The following is a 16,339-nucleotide window of genomic DNA, read 5'->3' as shown; positions in this document are numbered from 1 at the left end:
TAGAGGAGAGTTTTTGATGGATATATATATAACCGTGGCAAATGGTGGAGTTTCAAATATTCGATTAACAGTTTATAAATATAAAGATTTAATAAAGGAAAAATTCGCAAATGGAAACTATGGAAATGATATAACAGAGATTTCTTATTTTTTATTTATTAATGGAGATGTGACTAGATATTACGAAAGAAGTGGGGTCTATAAACTTAGTTATAAACCAAAAAAAAAGTGTATGGATCTTCATATTTGTATGGATGAAACTGGTTGGAGTGATGATGAAGACAGAAATGAAGTGATATTCAAAAATGCTTTAATGAAACTTTTAATATATAGTTCGGAGTCCATAAAGGAAAAAAGCATCGCTAAGAAATTAGATTTTAATAAAGATTTGTTCAACCAAACGTTAAAAAGTTGTTTTGAATAATTTTCTTTCGTTAGAATTTGATAACCTGAAAAAACAATATAATTATAAATTAACATTATGGGGGCATTAAGCACTTGAATAAATCCGAACTTAAGTAAAGAATTTTTCAAACACGATGAAGTTGTATCATATCTTGTAGAATTACAAAATAATATGATTGAAGATCAAAGAGCAATAGGGGGAGTTTAGCTTTAAAAGATGCACCTTGACGAAAAACAATTAAGAACGCTTTTTCATTGATTGTTTTTTGTCAAGGCATGTAAGCGGAAGCGCGCAAGTTGAACGGTATTTATTTTTAACAAACGTGTTCATTTGATAGCAATCACAATCCAGAAAACCAACATAATGGAGTCGAAAACATCATATGTTGGTTTTTCTGCATCTCATGGGAAATGCGTATTAATCTTCTGAATTTTCCTTCTGAGTCTCAAATGCGCATATTCATGATTTTGTTCTCGCAAAAGTTCCTCTGCCCCATTCCGAACAATTTCGTTAAGTTGTTGGTAGTACAAATAATCAGCAATCTCAGCAAAGTGATCAGTTCGCCATGCAAAAATGTTGATAATCTGATCAAGATACTGCTTTCTTCAAATTCATTTCTGCGTTCTTTAGCCAATTTTGCCTTTGCACGTAGTTCTTCAACGGTATTCATGACAACTACAATATCTGTAACAGAGTGATCCAGTGCAGAAAGCTGTTCTTCTTTCCATTCGAAAAAATCATAATCTTTCACGTAACTTTTTTCTTATTCATGTATTTGTTCGAGGATTCTTTATCTGCTATTTGGTTGAGCTGGCGGGTTTGGGCAAGCCCATGATTTTTTTATGTGGTTTCGCAGGAAATTGCGGTTTTGAGGCTTAGGATATTGGAGCAAGCGGTAAACCATAGATTGATCTTACTATTTGTTTATCGCTTGGTCAGCGTATCAACATGATGGTCTAGGGAATGTCATCCGTTCTGATTATTATGATGATACTTGGGAAACGTTTGGCTATGACAAAAATGGGTCGTTAATTCAAACTGAAAATGAGCATGTGAGAGTAAAGTTCGAGCGAGATTCATCTGGACAAGTGATCAAAGAGTGGCAGAATGACCATTGGATTGCGAGTAGTTATGATGAATTAGGCAACCGTTCCCAGATTACAAGTAGCTTAGGTGCAAAAATCGATGTCGCTCGCAATGAAATGGGAGATGTATCACAAATCACAGCCTCTCGCTCAGAGCAAGCGCATTGGACAGCATCAATGCAGTACAATGAACTCGGTCAAGAAATTGAGAGAATCTTACCTGGGGATGTCATCAGCAAATGGCAATATGACGTAACAGGTAGACCGACGCACCACCGAATAAATAGTCAAAACCGCGACACACGAAGACGAGTCTATAATTGGGATGTCAATCATCAATTACGAAGCATGGTAAACGAGTTAACAGGTGTAAAAGTTACCTATGGTTACGATGAGTTCAGTAACCTCGTCTGGTCCAATCAAGGCGGTCAATTTGACTTCTTACACCGCAGTGTCGATGATGTCGGGAATGTATGAAACAAAAGAAAAGACAGATCGTGTATATGGTGCTGGAAGCAGATTGCTTGAAACAAAAGAGGTAACATTCTCTTATGAAGAAGAGGGTAATCTCGCTCAGAAAGTTGAGAAGAACGGTGATACGTGGAAGTACGAATATAACGGCAATGGCATGATGTCGAAGGTCATCAAACCAGACAACACAGATGTTACTTTCAAGTATGACTCGCTAGGTAGACGAATAGAGAAGTGTTCTGACGAGAAAACTATGAGATTCGTGTGGGATGGGAATACTATCCTACATGAGTATTTCTCGCAGAATGATTCAGATAAATTTGAAAACCTAGAGGAGTATTCTTCACAGAACAAGACTGAAATACCAGACAATTTAGTCACATGGGTGTTTAATGATGGGTTCGTACCTTCTGCTAAAATTACGAGTGAGGTAACTACAGTATTATTAGTGATTATCTTGGAACGCCTGTAGAAGCCTATGATGAAGAAGGTAATAGGGTTTGGTCAGCTGAGCTTGATATTTATGGACAAATGATGGAGTCCACTGGTGAGCGAGATTTCATTCCGTTTAGGTATCAGGGGCAGTTTGAAGATGTTGAAACAGGATTATATTACAACAGATTCCGATACTACTCTCCAAGTGAGGGAATGTATTTACAACAAGATCCAATTGGGCTTGCTGGTGGGAATCCTACGTTGTATGGATATGTTTATGATCCTCTGACAGAGTTTGATTTAGTTGGATTTAAGCCAACTAAGTTTGAGGATAGATCGTTCTTAAAAGAGTTATTAGGTCCTTTTGCCAAAAAAAGGTGGCGTTTATTTCTTCCCAGAAGGAAATGAAATGTATGTCGGGAAAGCAAAAAAGCTTTATAAGAGGTTGTATCAACATCTAAACAAAGGGAAACTAGATCCAGCTGTTCTAGATAAAGTTGGCTTTATCCATGATCCTAATGCTTTAACAGATAAAGACTTATTTAAACTAGAAGATGATTTAATAGAGAAATACAAAACAAAGAAATTTAATCCTGATAAAATAGAACTATCGAATAAAATTAACAGCCCTGGAAAAAACATTAAGATAAGTACTAAATGTAAACCTTAAGGGGGAAATCAAATGTATGATATAGTTACTTCAAAGACTGATTTTAAAAATTATAATGTGTTTATCCAAGAATCGAAATCCATAGATAAAGATGTAATAAATTTTTTGAAGGATAATAACGTGAATGGAATATCTTTAGAGATGGAAGAGAAGATTTTACCGAATGTAGATTTTTTAAGTGAAATAACTCAGTTAGAATTCTTAGATTTAGGTAGAAAAAGTTATGGGAATTTGAAAGCCGTCGAAAAGTTAGTGAACTTAGAATATCTCAGTTTAGAAGGAAGCTGTGAAGAAAGCTTAGACTTATCAAAACTAATAAAATTACAAGATTTCTTTGTTTTGTACAACAAAAAAATTGAAAACATTTTTGACTGTGTGAATTTAAAACGTTTAATAATTCAACATTATAAAAAGAAGAATGTTGACGAGTTTGTAAAATTAGAAAAATTAAAAATATTAGGGATTTGGTCGTCACCTATTCAAAATATAGATGGATTAAAGAATTTAAAAGAAATAGAGCAGCTGAAATTACGATATCTGTCAAAATTAGAGTCAATTGATGGGATTAAAAACAACTCTTCGGTTAAAGAGTTATGGATTCAAAATTGTAAAAAGGTTAATGATTGGGAGGTTCTCGGAACATTATCAAATTTGAGAGTCTTAACTATAGAAGCATGCGGGAATATACCATCTTTAAAATTTTTAGATAAGTTAGAATTTCTTGAATCTATAAGATTAGTTTCAAATACATTTATAGAAGACGGAAAATTGTCATGGTTGATTGATAAAGAAAGTATGAAATATTTTAATACGCCAATAGAAAATCATTATGATATTAGCCTTGAAACCCTCAGTAAATTTAATACTTTTGGGATAAGAAACAATTGACAATTTTTAACTTGTGTAGAGAAAAAGTATAAAAGATACAGAAGTATCTAAATAGTTTGGTTTTTCGATAATGCTAATACGCTATTGCCTTTTATTCTGGGTTGTAATTTAAGTTCTTACACTGTTGTGTAAATCATCATTCTCTATTCTCTATGAATAAAAGAAAAGAAATGTTACATGTTTTAAACACCACAATATGATTCGTACAAATTAAAACCTTGGTGAATATTGTAAAGATATTTATACTTACATCAAAAGAGTGGCATAAATCCTGATCGGGTTTTATTGCAACTCTTTTTTTAAAATGAAATTTAGAAAACGATTGATGTATAAATCTAGCACTTGAACAAATAAGTAAGAGCAAAGAATAGTTAAAGAATACCGGTCACAGAAAAGTTCCGTTATGATAACTTAAATCGACTTGTACGGGCAAATCTATCAGATGGAAGCGATGTTCAATTAAAGTACGATGCCTATGATGATGTTGTTTTTGCGAAAGATAACCATACGCAAATAGCTTTTGATTACACCATTCTCGGCAGCTTAATGTCTCGAGAACAAGGTGGAAAGAAAGTCAATTTCACCTATGATACAGAAGAGCAGTTAACAGCTGTCATCAATGAAAAGGGTGAAGCGTATCAATTTGAACGTGATACGAAAGGCAATATCATCAAGGAAATTGGCTTTGATGAGCTTACAAGGACCTATGAGCGCAGTTTAGCAGGATTGGTTCAGAAAATTCAACGTCCTGGTGACCGTTGGACAGCGTACGAACATGATAATTTAGGAAATGTCATTCGATCTGACTACTATGATGGCACTTGGGAAATGTATGGCTATGACAAAAATGGTTCGTTTATTCAGACTGAAAATGAGCATGTGACCGTAAAGCTGGAGCGAGACCCATCTGGACAAGTGGTCAAGGAATGGCAAAATGACCACTGGATTGCGAGTAGCTATGATGAATTAGGCAAACGTTCACAGATTACGAGTAGCTTAGGCGCAAAAATCGATGTCGATCGTAATGGCATGGGCAATGTGTCGCAAATCACGGCTTCTCGCTCAGAGCAAGCCCATTGGACAGCATCAATGCAGTACAATGAACTCGGCCAAGAGATTGAGAGAATCTTACCGGGAGATGTCATCAGTAAATGGCAGTATGATGTGACAGGTAGACCGACACATCATCGAATAAATAGTCAAAACGGTGATACACGAAGACGCGTATATAATTGGGATGTCAATCATCACTTACGAAGCATGGTAAACGAGTTAACAGGTGTAAAAGTTACTTATGGTTATGATGAGTTTAGTAACCTCGTGTGGGCAAATCAAGACAGTCGTCAATTTGATTTCTTATATCGCAGTGTCGATGATGTCGGAAATTTATATGAAACAAAAGAAAAGACTGATCGTATCTATGGCGCCGGAAGTAGATTGCTTGAAACGAAAGAGGCTACATTCTCTTATGATGATGAAGGGAATCTTGTTCAGAAGGTTGAAAAGAATGGTGATTCGTGGAAGTACGAATATAACGGTAATGGGATGATGTCAAAAGTCATCAGACCAGACAACACAGAAGTTACTTTCAAGTATGATTCGCTAGGTAGACGGATCGAGAAGAGTTCAGACGACAAAACTATGAGATTCGTATGGGATGGAAATACTATATTACATGAGTCTTTATCAGAGAATGATTCAGCTGAACTAGAAAATGATAATCTAATCACATGGATATTTAACGATGGGTTCGTACCTTCAGCTAAAATCACGAGTGAAGGTAATTATAGTATTATTAGTGACTATCTAGGAACGCCTGTTGAAGCCTATGATGGAGAGGGTAATAGGGTTTGGTCAGCAGAGTTTGATATTTATGGACGAGTGAAAGAATTCACAGGGACGAAAGACTTTATTCCATTCCGTTATCAAGGGCAGTATGAAGATGTAGAAATAGGATTTTATTATAATCGATTCCGATACTATGATCCTGAACAAGGGAACTATACTCAACCGGATCCGATTGGTCTTGAAGGTAAGAATCCAACTTTATATGGATATGTCCGCGATACGAATAAGAATATAGATAAATTTGGTTTATATTCAGATTTACTAGGAACAGGTATGGGTCATCATTTGATGCCGAGATCAATAGCTGAGGCTTTAGGTATTATAGAATTAAGCCAAAAAACTTCGATTGCATGGTATCCAGATAAAGGAGCTGGAACAGCAGATCTTCACAAAAAATTGCATAGAGAACTTATAGAAGAAGGGATACCTTATCACGGTTCAAAATATACTGGAACAGCAAATGAATTTTTTGAAAAAGCTGCTAAAGCATACCAAGATATTGACGTTAAAGGTTATTTGAAAATCCCTTACACTGATGATAAGTTATTCGAAAATTTAACCCCTGCAGAAGCATTAGATAAAATAAAAGAATTACATTCAAATGGGAAAATTCCTTGTAAATAGAAGAATAGGAGATGTTATTATGGATAGAATTTTAACTGTCTCAAGTTACGGTATTTGTTTATTTTCATTAGACGTATTAGAAGATTTTTTTAAAAAAGAAAAAGTTAGGTCAAAAAAACTTTTAAAGAACTTTCAGGATAATCATAATCGATATTTAACTTTACTTACTGAAGGTATTTGGATTCCTTTTTTACCAATAGACTCTATAAAATATGTAATCAAGCTTGATAACTATAATCAATCATTTGACGATGAATGGGAGGAAAAATTAGTATATCATGACTTCAATATTGAAGTTAAAGATACATTATGGATTGCTAGTATTGGTTTATTTTATGAATTCGATAAAAATAAATTTATAGGAAATAATGAAGTATCATATCAAACATTAGATGGAATTACATTAAATTCCGGATTTAGGTATAATGTATCTTCTGGTAAATATTCGGTATCTATAAAGGGCTATGCACGTAAGAATAAATTAGATTATCCTAATGCGAATTATGGTTTTTTGTTTTCTCTTGTTAAAGTAAATGAATTTGAAGGTTTTAATGATCCACGTGAAGATGAAAGATACAACTTTAATGTGGCAGATATGGATTAAAAATTAGATTAGATAATATTCTAAAAAACTGATAAAACATATTTTTCTAAAGGTTTCAACGTCAATAGAATTACCATAGTTAAGAAAATACTATAGTGGATCTATTCTGTAACAGATCTTTAGTGTATTAAAAGATTTGAAGTTAAATTAAAAAGGGCAATAAATCCATTTAAAAGGATTTTATTGCCCTTTTGATCTTTATATCTAACTAAAGCTAGCTTATGATGCTGATCTGAACCTGAATCAAGTAACATTGCCAGACGGGACAAGTTCGACATGGGCGTATGACCGTCGTGGTAACTGCACAACAACGACAAATCCGCTAGGGGCCACAGAGAAATTCCGTTATGATAAATTGAATCGCCTTGTGCGTGCAAATCTTTCAGATGGTAACGACGTTCAATTAAAGTACAATGCCTATGATGATATCGTATTTGCGAAAGATATTCATACACAAGTAGCCTTTGATTATACTATTCTTGGAAGCTTAATATCCCGAGAACAAGGTGGGAAGAAGGTTAAATTCGCCTATGATACAGAAGAGCAGTTAACCGCTGTCATCAATGAAAAAGGAGAAGCGTATCAGTTTGAACGTGATACGAAAGGAAATATCATCAAGGAAATCGGCTTTGATGAGATGGAAAGAACGTATGAGCGAAGTCTGGCAGGATTAGTTCAGAGGATTCAACGTCCGGGTGACCGTTGGACAGCGTATGAACATGACGGTCTAGGGAATGTTTTTCGTGCTGATTATTATGATGACACATGGGAAACGTTTGGCTATGACAAAAATGGTACCTTAATTGAGACTGAAAATGAGCATGTGAAAGTAAAGCTGGAGCGAGACCCATCGGGACATGTGATCAAGGAATGGCAAAATGACCATTGGATTGCAAGTAGTTATGATGAATTAGGCAATCGTTCGCAAATTATCAGTAGCTTAGGTGCAAAAATCGATGTCGCACGTAATGACATTGGGAATGTGTCGCAAATCACAGCATCTCGCTCAGAGCAAGAAAATTGGACAGCAGCGATGCAATACAATGAACTTGGTCAAGAGATTGAGAGAATCTTACCCGGAGATGTCATCAGCAAATGGCAGTATGATGTAGCAGGTAGACCAACACATCATCGAATAAGTAGTCAAAATCGCGATATACGAAGACGCGTGTATAATTGGGATGTCAATCATCAATTACGAAGCATGGTAAACGAGTTAACAGGTGTAAAAGTTACCTATGGTTACGATGAATTTAGTAACCTCGTTTGGTCCAATCAAGGTGGTCAATTTGATTTCTTACACCGCAGTGTTGATGATGTCGGGAATTTGTATGAAACGAAAGAAAAGTCAGATCGTATCTATGGTGCCGGAAGCAGATTGCTTGAAACAAAAGAGGCAACCTTCTCTTATGATGATGAAGGGAATCTCATTCAGAAGATTGAGAAGAATGGTTATACGTGGAAGTACGAGTACTATGGTAATGGCATGATGTCGAAGGTCATTAGACCAGACAAGACAGAAGTTACTTTCAAGTATGATTCGCTAGGTAGACGAATAGAGAAGAGTTCTGACGAAAAAACAATGAGATTTGTGTGGGATGGGAATACGATTCTACATGAGTATTTCAGGCAGAATAATTCAGATGAGTTTGAAAATATAGTTGAATATTTTTTACAGACTGACTCCAAAATAGTAGATAATTTAGTTACATGGGTGTTTAATGATGAGTTCGTACCTTCAGCTAAAATCACGAGTGAAGGTAATTACAGTATCATTAGTGATTATCTTGGAACGCCTGTCGAAGCCTATGATGAAGAAGGTAATAAAGTTTGGTCAGCTGAGCTTGATATTTATGGACGAGTGATGGAATTCACTGGTGAGCAGGATTTCATTCCGTTCCGTTATCAAGGGCAGTATGAAGATGTTCAAACGGGTTTGTATTATAACAGATTTAGGTACTACGACCCAGAACAAGGGAATTACACTCAAATAGACCCTATTGGACTTTCGGGTGGAAATCCTACGTTGTATGGTTACGTAAGTGATACATTATGTGAAGTTGATGTGTTTGGTCTATTAAGACGCCCATATATAAGAAAATCTACTAGGGAAGCAATTGAAAAGAAAGCAAAAATAAAAGATGGTCGTTTTTTAGATAGTAATGAGGGTACGCCAATATCTGGTGGAAAACGACGGAAATATAGTATTGCAGATGGATTGTATGATATTGGTCATAAACCAGGTCATGAGCACTGGCGTGAGGTTGCGAAAGCTGAAGCTGAAGGTTTAACTCAGAAAGAATTTAATGATAGAATGAATAACCCTAAATTATACCATATCGAGGACCCTGTCTTGAATCAATCTCACAAGAACGAAGATAAATCAGGGAAACCGTGTAGGAAAGGAAAGAAAAGAAAATGAATAAATTCGATGATACTCAGTTGTATACATTGCTAAATGAATCTAATTATGGGGAAATTAATGCGTTTTTACAAAAATATGGTTTGGATAGTGTTGATAGGGATGGGCGTACGTTTTTGATGTCCGCAATCGTCGAAGGGAAGGAAGATATTGTAAAACACCTTGTGGATATTGGATGTAATGTTAATAATAAAGATAAATCGGGCTTAACTGCACTACATTTTGCAGCTATCTATGACAGATATAATATTGTTAAGGTTTTAATAACTCATGGTGCTGAAATTGATGCAGTAGACAACATAGGTAATACTCCTTTATGGAGAGCGATAATGGAAAATAATAATGAAACATCAACAATAAGGTATCTATTAGAGAATGGGGCAGATCCTAATAAGGCAAATAATCGTGGGATAGCACCAAAGGATTTACTCGAATAGTGCGTTCTACAACCGATTCTATATTTATTTTCTTGGAATAATGTATTTTATTAAGTTTTAAAACATATGTAAAGAAGGTATTTATACGTCTTCTTTACATATGTTTTTTGTATTAGAAAATGGGAATGGTTATTTTTTGTATATTTATTTTCTATCTTCATTTTGGAAAAGTTTTTGACACGAGAAGCCAAAACCGATAGTAGACTTTGATAGTTTAAAAAGATAGTAACTGTTTTATGGATAAGTTGCATTTTAAAAAAGTATGATTTTAAAAAAAAGAAACAAATACATATGTTCAATTGAAAAAGTTAAATCTATCCGATGGAAACGACGTTCAATTAAAGTACGATGCCTATGATGATGTTGTTTTTGCGAAAGATAACCATACTCAGGTAGCCTTTGATTACACCATTCTCGGCAGCTTAATCTCTCGAGAACAAGGTGGGAAGAAAGTTAAATTCACCTATGATACAGAGGAGCAGTTAACCACTGTCATCAATGAAAAAGGCGAAGCGTATCAGTTTGAACGCGATGCGAAAGGTAATATCGTCAAGGAAATTGGCTTTGATGAGGTGGGAAGAACGTATGAGCGAAGTCTGGCAGGATTGGTTCAAAGAATTCAACGTCCTGGTGATCGTTGGACAGCATATCAGCATGATAGTCTAGGAAATGTTATTCGTGCTGATTATTATGATGACACTTGGGAAACGTATGGCTATGATAAAAAGTTCGTTAATTGAGACTGAAAATGAGCATGTGAATATAAAGCTCGAGAGAGACTCGTATGGACAAGTAATTAAGGAATGGCAAAATACTCATTGGATTGCAAGTAGCTACGATGATTTAGGCAATCGTTCACAAATTACGAGTAGCTTAGGTGCCGAAATCGATGTCGCTCGTAATGAAATGGGGAATGTGTCGCAAATCACAGCCTCTCGCTCCGAGCAAGAACATTGGACAGCAGCGATGCGGTACAATGAACTCGGCCAAGAGATTGAGAGAATCTTACCAGGAGATGTCATTAGCAAATGGCAGTATGATGTAGCTGGTAGACCAACACATCATCGAATAAGCAGTCAAAACCGTGATACACGAAGACGTGTGTATAATTGGGATGTCAATCATCGTTTACGAAGCATGGTAAACGAGTTAACAGGTTTAAAATTTACCTATGGTTACGATGAATTCAGTAACCTCGTTTGGTCTAATCAAGGCGGTCAATTTGACTTCATACACCGCAGTGTCGATGATGTTGGGAATTTGTATGAAACGAAAGAAAAGACAGATCGTGTCTATGGCGCCGGAAGCAGATTGCTTGAAACCAAAGAGGCAACATTTTCTTATGATGAGGAAGGAAATCTGGTTCAAAAAGTCGAAAAGAATGGTGATACGTGGAAGTACGAATATAACGGCAATGGAATGATGGCGAAAGTCATCAGACCAGACAACAGAGAAGTTACTTTCAAGTATGACTCGCTAGGTAGACGGATAGAGAAGTGTTCTAACGAGAAAACTATGAGATTCGTATGGGATGGAAATACTATCCTACATGAGTATTTCTCGGAGGAAGATTCAGGGAAATTTGAAAACCTAGAGGAGTGTTCTTTACAGAGTAAATCTGAAATACCAGACAATTTAGTTACATGGGTATTTAACGATGGGTTCTTACCTTCTGCTAAAATTACGGATGAAGGTAATTACAGTATTATTAGTGATTATCTTGGGACGCCTGTCGAAGCTTATGATGAAGAAGGTAAAAAGGTTTGGTCCGCTAAGCTTGATATTTATGGACGAATGGTGGAGCTCACAGGTGAGCAGGATTTCATTCCGTTTAGGTATCAGGGACAGTATGAGGACATAGAGATTGGATTATACTACAATAGATTCCGATATTACTCTCCAACTGAGGGAATGTATTTACAACAAGATCCTATTGGGCTATCTGGTGGAAACCCTACGCTTTACGGGTACGTGAATGATCCGAATACTTGGATTGATCCTTTTGGATGGGCTCCTTGGAAAAGAAATAAATTCAATGAATGGTTTAACAAAGCAACTCCAGAGGATATTTCAGATAATAAAGCTGCTGTTGAACGTCAATTAAGAAACGGTGGAGGAAAACATGAATTATTCCCTGTAGCTAACGCGGCAAAAGCTAGAGATCTTGGTTTTACTGCAGAAGAATTGAAACGAATGGCTGTAGATAAAAATAGAGTAACATTTGTTGATGTACCTGATAAGGATGGTGTTCTTCATTCAGGACCTCATTCAACAGGTAAGAAAAGAGTTTTTGGTCAATCGAGTAAAGCAAGTGGGAACTTCCATCGACGATTATCAGATGCTTTAGAAAATGCAAATACTAAAAAAGAGGCAAGGAAGATAATAGGTCAACATCATAAAAAACATATGAGAGTGAGTTGTAAATAGTAATGAATATGTCTAAAGTACATGTATGGATAGGAATTAATGACTCTGACGATGAAACATTCGAAAAATATTTTGAATTAGATTATAATACGGAGGTAGAAATGGACGACCCTGAATATAAGGTCTGTCAATTTTGTGTCGATACTAAAACCGAATGGTACGATGAGGACATGATAGCTATTTATAAGATCGACCATTTAATAAGTGTTGAAGAAGCACTAGAAGAAATACCTGTTTCTAAGGAAACATTATTAGAAATCAATACTATCTGCGTTGGAAAAGGGATTAAAAATATAAATGCAATGTTTTTCTACACAGACGCGGATTTAAAAATAACTGACACTGATAAGTTATTTAATGGTTTAGTTTACTTAGGAGAATTTAAGACAAATATCTAAATATAATCAATAATATACTAGTCGTTAAATTAAAAGGGTTTAATTTATTGAATTAGATTAGGTGGCAACACACATTAATTCTCGTTAGGGCAAGGAAAATAGTTGGTATAAATTTTTATAAAGCAACACTACTGTGATCCCCAAAAAATAATTATTGATGGCTTTACTTGTAATAAGTTCTATAAACAAAGAGTAGCATAAATCCCTGAGTATATGGATTTTTTGCTGCTTTTTGTTTTTAATGTGATTTTAAATTAAAATTGCCGTATAATGGTTTTTTCTTCAGGATAAAAGAAACGCATCCAAATCATGGTAATTGTGAGAAATGGCTAAGTTGTCATCAATGAAAAAGGCGAAGCGTATCAGTTTGAACGCGATACGAAAGGAAATATCATCAAGGAAATCGGCTTTGATGAGATGGAAAGAACGTATGAGCGAAGTCTGGCAGGATTAGTTCAGAGAATTCAACGACCGGGTGATCGTTGGACAGCATATCAGCATAATAATCTAGGAAATGTCATTCGAGCCGATTATTATGATGACACATGGGAAACGTTTTGCTATGACAAAAATGGTTCGTTAATTGAGACTGAGAATGAGCATGTGATCGTAAAGCTTGAGCGAAATCCATCGGGACAAGTAATCAAGGAATGGCAAAATGACCATTGGATTGCAAGTGGCTATGATGAAATAGGCAACCGTTCACAGATTACGAGTAGCTTAGGTGCAAAAATCGATGTCGCTCGTAATGAAATGGGGAATGTGTCGCAAATCACAGCTTCTCGCTCAGAGCAATCACTTTGGACAGCATCAATGCAGTACAATGAACTCGGCCAAGAGATTGAGAGAATCTTACCGGGAGATGTCATCAGCAAATGGCAATATGATGTAGCAGGGAGACCAACGCACCATCGAATAAGTAGTCAAAATCGCGATACACGAAGACGCGTGTATAATTGGGATGTCAATCATCAATTACGAAGCATGGTAAACGAGTTAACAGGTGTAAAGGTTACCTATGGTTACGATGAATTCAGTAACCTCGTTTGGTCCAATCAAGGCGGTCAATTTGACTTCTTACACCGCAGTGTCGATGATGTCGGGAATTTGTATGAAACAAAAGAAAAGACAGATCGTATCTATGGCACCGGAAGCAGATTGCTTGAAACTAGAGACGCAAACTTCTCTTATGATGATGAAGGGAATCTCATTCAGAAAGTTGAGAAGAATGGTGATACGTGGAATTACGAGTACTTTGGCAATGGCATGATGTCGAAGGTTATCAAACCAGATAACACAGAAGTTACTTTCAAGTATGACTCACTAGGTAGGCGAATAGAGAAGAGTTCTAACGAAAAAACTATGAGATTCGTGTGGGATATAAATACGATTCTACATGAGTATTTCTCGCAGAATGATTCAGATAAATTTGAAAACCTAAAGGAGTATTCTTCACAGAACAAGACTGAAATACCAAACAATCTAGTCACATGGGTGTTTAATGATGGGTTAGTACCTTCTGCTAAAATCACGAGTGAAGGCTACTATAGCATTATTAGTGACTATCTAGGAACGCCTATAGAAGCTTATGATAAACAAGGTAATAGGGTTTGGTCAGCTGAGCTTGATATTTATGGACAAGTGATGGAGTCCACTGCTGAGCAGGATTTCATCCCGTTTAGGTATCAGGGGCAGTATGAGGACATAGAAATCGGATTATATTACAACAGATTCCGATACTACTCGCCAAGTGAGGGAATATACTTACAACAAGATCCTATGGGGCTTGCTGGTGGGAATCCGACTTTGTATGGATATGTAAGTAATCCAAATATTCAATTCGATCCTCTTGGTTTATTTACAGCGGGACAAGTAATGAATTTTGGTAATAAAAATTTAGGTGATTGGGGAGAAAAAATTGCTTCCAAATACCTAAGTAGCAACGGATTTAATGTGTTAGGTTCGGTCCAAAATATATCAAACCAAGGCTTTGATCTAGTTGCAATAGAACGAGCTACAGGTGAACTCAATGTTATAGAAGTCAAAACAAGTAGAAAAGGTTTTAGATCTAAATCAAATATGCCTACATGGACAAGGAATAACATAAATACAATTACTAGAAATGCTAATGGTCATTGGAGTAATATGCCGAAATATCAAAATGACTTAATGAGACAAATTAGAAATGCACAAACCCAAGGTACTTTAAAAAATAAATTGGTACAAATAAATGTTGATAAAAGGAGAATTACGATTAAGTGCAAATAAAACCGCGATTTAAACATAATCTGATTAAAAAAGCACTGAAGAGATATAGATATGATGAGGTTCTTAATCAATGTGATACTAAAGAGAATTTCTATGAAGACTATTCCTTTTTCTCTAAAAAAAAGAATTTAAGGAAAAATATTAATGTTGTCTATGAAACTTTATCTGGAACGCCTAATTGTAAACATATTGCTGCTAAAAATCTTCTTTTTCAAGGTAATGATGAATGCTGGAAATTCTTTGAACGTACTGCACAATTCGATGCTTACTCATATACAGGCGCTAGTTTTCCTTTTATTGATCCAATAGCACCATTATTAAATTATGCGCTATATGTGGAAAGAATAGATTTAATAGAACTACTATTAACGAAAGCTGCTGCTGATTTAGAAAAAGATGAGTATAAGAATAACAAGGAATACATTAAGCAAAAGGTATACCCAAGTACGTATTTGATACACTTCTTAATTGAGAAATTAGGGATACCGAATCCTGTAAAAGAAAAAGTTATGCAATACGGTGATGGATTAGGTATCTATGAGCGAATTGTAGCTGAGTGGGATAATCATTTCAATGAAATTGAGGATGAGTATTGGGATAGTTTGTGTGAGTATCATTTAAATGGAATAGGTGTTACGGGAACTAAATGGAAAGATGAGGAGTTTCTATATTTTGGACTTGTTCCAATTGAACTAATTAATCTATTTAAAGTGAGACAAAAGCTAGGATTAGATGTCCCTGTAATTAAACACGAGTTATTTTCAACGCCTATGGCAGTCTATCCCATGATTCCTTCTGGTTATAGTTCAGACCTAGACGTAAAGTTTCAACTTGTTGAGAGAACTAAGAAAGATGAAAAAATATATACATTTGAAGATATAGTGGAGCAATTAAAAAAAGAGCATGGAGAAAATGCTGATTTATTTTACTAAACTTAGCTGCACCTTATAAAATAGTCAGTTTAATAAAAATGGAGTGCCGTAAAATGCGGCAATCAGATGACTTCGGTATCCTGCGAGGTCACTGAAAAACTTACGTTTTGTATGAAGACTTAACTTTTTAGATGAAAATAAGGTACATTTTGTTCGAATCGAACAGAATGTTTAATTCCTGCTTCACTTCATTTGATGTTGGTTTTGGGGGGAATTTCTCTTTCATTTCTTCATCCAGTTGATAGACGGCTTTTCGCACAAATTTTGATTTTTCTTGTAAAAATTCCTTCGGTGATTTTTGATTGTAACGTGCTTTTGTATGTGTGGAGTCGACGATAATTATTTTACTTGTAATTATTCCTTTTTTTAATGCAATTTCAACTGTTTTTCCAATCAATAAATCAAGTAAATTTATATCTTGTAA

At 35.5% G+C, this 16,339-nt stretch carries 16 protein-coding genes and 1 pseudogene; 15 read left to right on the top strand and 2 right to left on the bottom strand.

From position 1 onward, the window contains the following. The first annotated feature begins 16 nt into the window (after positions 1 to 16). Positions 17 to 424, top strand: a complete 408-nt coding sequence (locus AC1DCY_RS16240) for an Imm12 family immunity protein (RefSeq protein WP_477351763.1) — start codon at positions 17 to 19, stop codon at positions 422 to 424. 427 nt (positions 425 to 851) lie between these two features. On the opposite strand, the gene AC1DCY_RS16235 is transcribed toward AC1DCY_RS16240, so the two are convergent. Further along, complete coding sequence (locus tag AC1DCY_RS16235) at positions 852 to 1,157, bottom strand: hypothetical protein (RefSeq protein ID WP_477351761.1); 306 nt, start codon at positions 1,155 to 1,157, stop codon at positions 852 to 854. A 169-nt stretch (positions 1,158 to 1,326) separates the two neighbouring features. Here AC1DCY_RS16235 and AC1DCY_RS16230 point away from each other — a divergent pair, with 169 nt between their 5' ends. From AC1DCY_RS16230 to AC1DCY_RS16165, 14 genes are all read left to right on the top strand, one after another. Then, complete coding sequence (locus AC1DCY_RS16230) at positions 1,327 to 1,968, top strand: hypothetical protein (protein ID WP_477351759.1); 642 nt, start codon at positions 1,327 to 1,329, stop codon at positions 1,966 to 1,968. Then, positions 1,961 to 2,434 (top strand): hypothetical protein, encoded by a 474-nt coding sequence (locus AC1DCY_RS16225; protein WP_477351757.1) that lies wholly within the window; start codon positions 1,961 to 1,963, stop codon positions 2,432 to 2,434. The genes AC1DCY_RS16230 and AC1DCY_RS16225 overlap by 8 nt, the downstream gene beginning before the upstream one ends. Next, the gene (locus AC1DCY_RS16220) at positions 2,404 to 2,805 is read left to right on the top strand and encodes an RHS repeat domain-containing protein (RefSeq protein ID WP_477351864.1); all 402 of its coding nucleotides are present in this window, start codon (positions 2,404 to 2,406) and stop codon (positions 2,803 to 2,805) included. Before AC1DCY_RS16225 ends, AC1DCY_RS16220 begins: the two co-directional genes overlap by 31 nt. Further along, a complete protein-coding gene (locus AC1DCY_RS16215; protein WP_477351755.1) occupies positions 2,762 to 3,067 on the top strand; it encodes a GIY-YIG nuclease family protein in 306 nt (101 codons plus the stop codon). The genes AC1DCY_RS16220 and AC1DCY_RS16215 overlap by 44 nt, the downstream gene beginning before the upstream one ends. A 12-nt stretch (positions 3,068 to 3,079) precedes the next feature. After that, the gene (locus AC1DCY_RS16210) at positions 3,080 to 3,955 is read left to right on the top strand and encodes a leucine-rich repeat domain-containing protein (RefSeq protein WP_477351753.1); all 876 of its coding nucleotides are present in this window, start codon (positions 3,080 to 3,082) and stop codon (positions 3,953 to 3,955) included. A gap of 546 nt (positions 3,956 to 4,501) precedes the next feature. Further along, entirely contained in the window at positions 4,502 to 6,427 is a 1,926-nt protein-coding gene (locus AC1DCY_RS16205; protein ID WP_477351751.1) for an RHS repeat domain-containing protein, read from the top strand. 19 nt (positions 6,428 to 6,446) lie between these two features. Continuing rightward, positions 6,447 to 7,031: a hypothetical protein gene (locus AC1DCY_RS16200; protein ID WP_477351749.1), complete on the top strand. Its 585-nt coding sequence runs from the start codon at positions 6,447 to 6,449 to the stop codon at positions 7,029 to 7,031. A gap of 253 nt (positions 7,032 to 7,284) precedes the next feature. Then, on the top strand, positions 7,285 to 9,453 hold the full coding sequence (locus AC1DCY_RS16195; protein WP_477351747.1) for a GH-E family nuclease: 2,169 nt from the start codon (positions 7,285 to 7,287) through the stop codon (positions 9,451 to 9,453). Continuing rightward, positions 9,450 to 9,890, top strand: a complete 441-nt coding sequence (locus AC1DCY_RS16190) for an ankyrin repeat domain-containing protein (RefSeq protein WP_477351745.1) — start codon at positions 9,450 to 9,452, stop codon at positions 9,888 to 9,890. The genes AC1DCY_RS16195 and AC1DCY_RS16190 overlap by 4 nt, the downstream gene beginning before the upstream one ends. Positions 9,891 to 10,189: 299 nt before the next feature. Next, positions 10,190 to 10,630 carry a hypothetical protein gene (locus AC1DCY_RS16185; protein WP_477351744.1) on the top strand — a complete coding sequence of 147 codons (441 nt, stop codon included), beginning with the start codon at positions 10,190 to 10,192 and terminating at the stop codon, positions 10,628 to 10,630. After that, the gene (locus AC1DCY_RS16180; RefSeq protein WP_477351742.1) at positions 10,569 to 12,317 is read left to right on the top strand and encodes an RHS repeat domain-containing protein; all 1,749 of its coding nucleotides are present in this window, start codon (positions 10,569 to 10,571) and stop codon (positions 12,315 to 12,317) included. Before AC1DCY_RS16185 ends, AC1DCY_RS16180 begins: the two co-directional genes overlap by 62 nt. 8 nt (positions 12,318 to 12,325) lie before the next feature. Next, a complete protein-coding gene (locus AC1DCY_RS16175; protein ID WP_477351740.1) occupies positions 12,326 to 12,715 on the top strand; it encodes an immunity 22 family protein in 390 nt (129 codons plus the stop codon). Positions 12,716 to 13,132: 417 nt separating this feature from the next. Beyond that, positions 13,133 to 14,983: an RHS repeat domain-containing protein gene (locus tag AC1DCY_RS16170; protein WP_477351738.1), complete on the top strand. Its 1,851-nt coding sequence runs from the start codon at positions 13,133 to 13,135 to the stop codon at positions 14,981 to 14,983. After that, complete coding sequence (locus AC1DCY_RS16165) at positions 14,974 to 15,915, top strand: hypothetical protein (RefSeq protein ID WP_477351736.1); 942 nt, start codon at positions 14,974 to 14,976, stop codon at positions 15,913 to 15,915. Before AC1DCY_RS16170 ends, AC1DCY_RS16165 begins: the two co-directional genes overlap by 10 nt. A 172-nt stretch (positions 15,916 to 16,087) precedes the next feature. Here AC1DCY_RS16165 and AC1DCY_RS16160 read toward each other — a convergent pair. Further along, positions 16,088 to 16,339 (bottom strand): annotated as a pseudogene (locus AC1DCY_RS16160) (IS5/IS1182 family transposase); the annotation flags it as partial.

This window comes from Lysinibacillus sp. 10T31 (assembly GCF_056394365.1).
This window is presented reverse-complemented; position numbering and strand designations above follow the sequence as displayed.